At 39.5% G+C, this 4,094-nt stretch carries 3 protein-coding genes; 1 reads left to right on the forward strand and 2 read right to left on the reverse strand.

Annotated features, from left to right (window positions below; all coding sequences use genetic code 11):
- Positions 1–964: 964 nt before the first annotated feature.
- Together IQ247_RS31605 and IQ247_RS31610 are read right to left on the reverse strand one after the other, a co-directional pair.
- Entirely contained in the window at positions 965–1,192 is a 228-nt protein-coding gene (locus IQ247_RS31605) for a hypothetical protein (RefSeq protein WP_193926137.1), read from the reverse strand.
- Between the two features lie 247 nt (positions 1,193–1,439).
- Positions 1,440–3,314, reverse strand: a complete 1,875-nt coding sequence (locus IQ247_RS31610) for a S8 family peptidase (RefSeq protein ID WP_193926139.1) — start codon at positions 3,312–3,314, stop codon at positions 1,440–1,442.
- Between the two features lie 343 nt (positions 3,315–3,657).
- Here IQ247_RS31610 and IQ247_RS31615 point away from each other — a divergent pair, with 343 nt between their 5' ends.
- Entirely contained in the window at positions 3,658–3,888 is a 231-nt protein-coding gene (locus tag IQ247_RS31615; protein ID WP_193926141.1) for an addiction module protein, read from the forward strand.
- Positions 3,889–4,094 lie beyond the last annotated feature (206 nt).

Consider the following 4,094-nt stretch of genomic DNA (forward strand, 5'->3'; position numbering starts at 1 on the left):
AAGCACCCAAACATATTTATACAGTTTTATCCGGAAAGCTGCTGTCAGATACGGTACATAGAATTGGTAGATGCACCCTGATAACTGTCTCCCCCGGTAAGCCTACAAGCACGCTGGGGGATTTTTATTTTTAAATGCAGTATTTAGCATTCAAAAGCACCCAAACATATTTATACAGTTTTATCCGGAAACTCGCTGTTAGATACGGTACATAGAATTGGTAGATGCACCCTGATAACTGTCTCCCCCGGTAAGCCTACAAGCACGCTGGGGGATTTTTATTTTTAAATGCAGTATTTAGCATTCAGAAGCACCCAAACATATTTATACAGTTTTATCCGGAAAGCTGCTGTCAGATACGGTACATATAATTGGTAGATGCACCCTGATAACTGTCTCCCCCGGTAAGCCTACAAGCACGCTGGGGGATTTTTATTTTTGTATAGAGAGCGAGACACAAAGCTTTGTTAACAAATCTATACAGATAATCAAATTTACTTAAGTACTGAAGTAAATAATTTCCAACTACACCCCAATAACTAACTTTCTCAACTAACTCAGTATATACTCAGGGTTTTTTCCTAAGTAATACAACTTAAATATTAAATTGATACTCAGTCGTTCTCAGAGTATAACCTGTATTAACCGCTAAGTAGCAAAATCTATTTAAGTAGGACATTTAATGTAACACACTTATCGTCTTGTTTTACATTAGGGCGATGCCGAAGGGCAAGGCTAAGCCGCACAGTAAGGTGAACGCCTATCGCCTTTCAACTTTCTTTAATAAAACTGTGTAAGCTTTGATATAGCTAAATCTTAGTAGAAAAATCAATAAACTACAATTTTAAAGACTTGATCTCACTTGTCGATCTAAGAAGTTGAAAAGTTCCCCAGATTCTAAACGTTTGTTTTGATAATTGATAATTAATGGTTTAATTGACAATATGAATTATTCAAAAAGTCTTTAACTAGTAACTTCAAAAGACTTAACTTCTAACACTGGACCAATCATAGCAGTGGTCATCACGTCTTCGCGTACAATTCCGGTGACTTGTGCTTTTTGTCCTGCTTGGAGTAAGCTTTTATCTGCTCCTCTCATGATTTCATAGGTTTTTCCATCTTCACCTATTAAAGCCCAAGCACCCATGCCAATATCGCGGCGTTCAACGATACCTTTTACTGTAATACTCATGTTAGTGGTTAGTGGTTAGTGGTTAGTGGTTAGTGGTTAGTGGATAGTGGTTAGTGGATAGTGGTTAGTGGATAATGGATAGTGGTTAGTGGTTAGTGGATAGTGGTTAGTAGTTGTTTAAATGGGGAACAGCTTAGCTTGCTATTTACCACCAGGGAGCTAGAAGCTCCCACTACAAATTTTTAACTATCATACATAGCGACTGTGGCGGACTACTAAGAAATAACCATCAACTGCCAACTGTCAACTAAACTGGTTGTTCTTCGTTTTTCACAGCCAAACGAACTAGTATAAAGCAAAGAAGTGCATTAGTAATTAAAAATCCACGAGCTAATATACCACTTCCGAGTCCCCACACTGCTGGATCTGTTACAGAACTTACAGCTAAGCAAGCTGCAACACCTAAACTTGAACCGATGGCAAACCACTTCCATTGTTTATGCCCCAGTAGTAATGCCATTAAAAGAATCGGAACTAAAACGCTGGCAAACAATGGGTTGAAAGGATTCGTTCCCTGTAAAGTATTACCTAATTCGGGAATGGAACTACCTAAAAGACGGAATGGCCATTGAGGAAGGTCAAAGATGTAAAATCCTTTAAGGAAGAATAAACCAGAACTACCTGCAACTAAACCGCTCGCTAAACTCCAACTCCAGGTAAAAGGGAAATAAACTCGCAAAAACCAAGCTAATAAATAAGAACCTACTACCATTAAAATCTTAGGTAAAAGCGCTACGACACCGCCATCAATCCAAAAACCGGGATTAAAATAGCCGCTATCGCGCAACCAACGGAAGAAGTCTTGAAAACTAATTGTTCCTTGCGCTGCAAGGGTAACTGCGGCTTCAGCATTTAACTGTCCAGCACCATAATAGTTTAGACCATCATCTTGAATTGATCGTGCTGATTCGGTAAGAACTTTGAAAATTTGATCTGGTTGTTCTACTCCTGTGGCTTTAATGAGTGCAGCAACACCAGCAACGTGGGGTGCAGCCATGCTTGTACCCTGCAAACCAAGGAAGACTTCTTCACCTTTACTGTCCATATCAACAGTCGCTTGGAGAATTTTACCAGCATCGCTACCGCCGGGAGCAGAAATATCTACTCCTGCACCATAATTAGAATAAGGTGCTTTTTCTCCGTCGGGACCTAAAGCTGAAACTGCGAAAACCTTGGGATAACGTGCGGGATAGGAAGCAGAATTTTGGTTTTCGTTTCCAGCGGCTGCAATTATCACTACTCCTTTACTGTGAGCGTAATTAATTGCATCTTTCATCAATTGACTTTCACCACCGCCACCCAAACTCATATTAATTACATCTGCACCATTATCGGCAGCAAATTTAATTGCTTCGGCAATATCGGCGACTGTACCACCACCATAACTACTAAGTACCTTCAAAGGCATCAAACGAGCTTCATAGGCAATTCCGGCAACACCCCAACTATTATTAGTTGCTTGAGCAATAGTGCCGGCAACGTGGGTACCATGTCCATTATCGTCGTTGGCATTTTCTCTATCATTTACAAAGTCGTAACCTTTGACAAACTCGGTTTCAACTAAATCGCGTACCTGAGTAATGCCGGTGTCAATCACCGCTACAGTTACACCTTTGCCTTTAGTTTTATCCCATGCCCCTTCAACGTTAATATTATGTAGGTGCCACTGTTTGCTATAAAACGGGTCATTAGCACCTTTGAATGCTGGCTTTATTTCTTCTACGATAGTGTCGGGTGACGGTAAATATTCAGCCAAACGTGCAATTTCATCTTTTTCAGGATTGCCCAATTCGGGAATTTTATATATGTAATTTGGTTCGATAAATTCTGTCTCTTGGGCAAATTCTGACTTACGCAGTTCTTTGATTCGCTGTTTATCCCCTTCAATAATATAAACATGATCATCCAGGGAAAATTTATTGTCTAATCGGTGATTAACATTGTACTTTTGATCTATCGCTTGCAAACTTTTTTGCAATTGCTCAGTCGGGATATCTTCTCGGAAATTTAACACAATTGTCTCAAATTCACCGCGAGCTGCGAGTCCTCGAAAGTTAACGAAAGTTAACAGGGCAAAACTCAACCCGATGACAAACAAGCAGAATAATATAAGTTTTTTCATCTGAAGCTAAAAGTCGCTATTTGTCAGTTTGAACTACCATAGCTTACACGGAACTCTCTTTGCTTGCATTTGAAGCATATCTACAAACTTTATTCCTAGTTTGTTTCTGTTAAGAAGCCCGGGAAGTAGGGAATAGGCAATAATAACTAATCATCCGGACTTGATGTTATTTGGTAGTTTGACTTAAGCAGGAATAGCCGCAAGTGTCACAATCGGTGGTTGGTGCGTGACACCATAAGCCTTATTACCGAAGCCCCTACAAGAAAATATGCCTTTTTGCTAAGTCCTATTAAGCGTATAATTATAATTGTTTGAGTCAGAATTTTTGGAGAGACTCCAAAGTATGAGCGAAACAGCAGAAAAACTTAAACTCGAACTTTCTCAGCTTTCTACAAAAGAACGTGCTGAAATTGCTCACTTTTTAATTCATTCTCTGGATGAGGTTATAGATGATGACCTAGAGGCGATTTGGGATGAGGAATTAAGCCAACGCTTGGAGGAAATTAATCGCAATACTGCTATTGCAGAACCAGCGTCGCAAGTTTTTTCTGAGTTAAGAGAAAAGTATTCGTGAAGTTTATTATTATCCATACTGAAGCTAGAAAGGAGCTTGATGCTGCAATTGCCTACTATGAAGCTCAAAAAGTGGGGTTGGGGTTTAAACTGTAACTTAATTTCTTGACACAGTTACCCATTAATACCCAATTTTGGGTAACTATTCGATAAATGTTTCGGTTTTGTTGGATTTTCACTACTCCCTGCATGGTCTAATAAGCAGGG

Origin of the sequence: Plectonema cf. radiosum LEGE 06105, assembly GCF_015207665.1 — a bacterium.
Taxonomy (GTDB): domain Bacteria; phylum Cyanobacteriota; class Cyanobacteriia; order Cyanobacteriales; family Nostocaceae; genus Rivularia; species Rivularia radiosa_A.

Excerpts from the sequence above, each read along its gene's own strand:
- IQ247_RS31615 (WP_193926141.1), top strand. The coding sequence starts at position 3,658 with ATGAGCGAAACAGCAGAAAAACTTAAACTCGAACTTTCTCAGCTTTCT.
- IQ247_RS31605 (WP_193926137.1), bottom strand. The coding sequence starts at position 1,192 with ATGAGTATTACAGTAAAAGGTATCGTTGAACGCCGCGATATTGGCATG.
- IQ247_RS31610 (WP_193926139.1), bottom strand. The coding sequence starts at position 3,314 with ATGAAAAAACTTATATTATTCTGCTTGTTTGTCATCGGGTTGAGTTTT.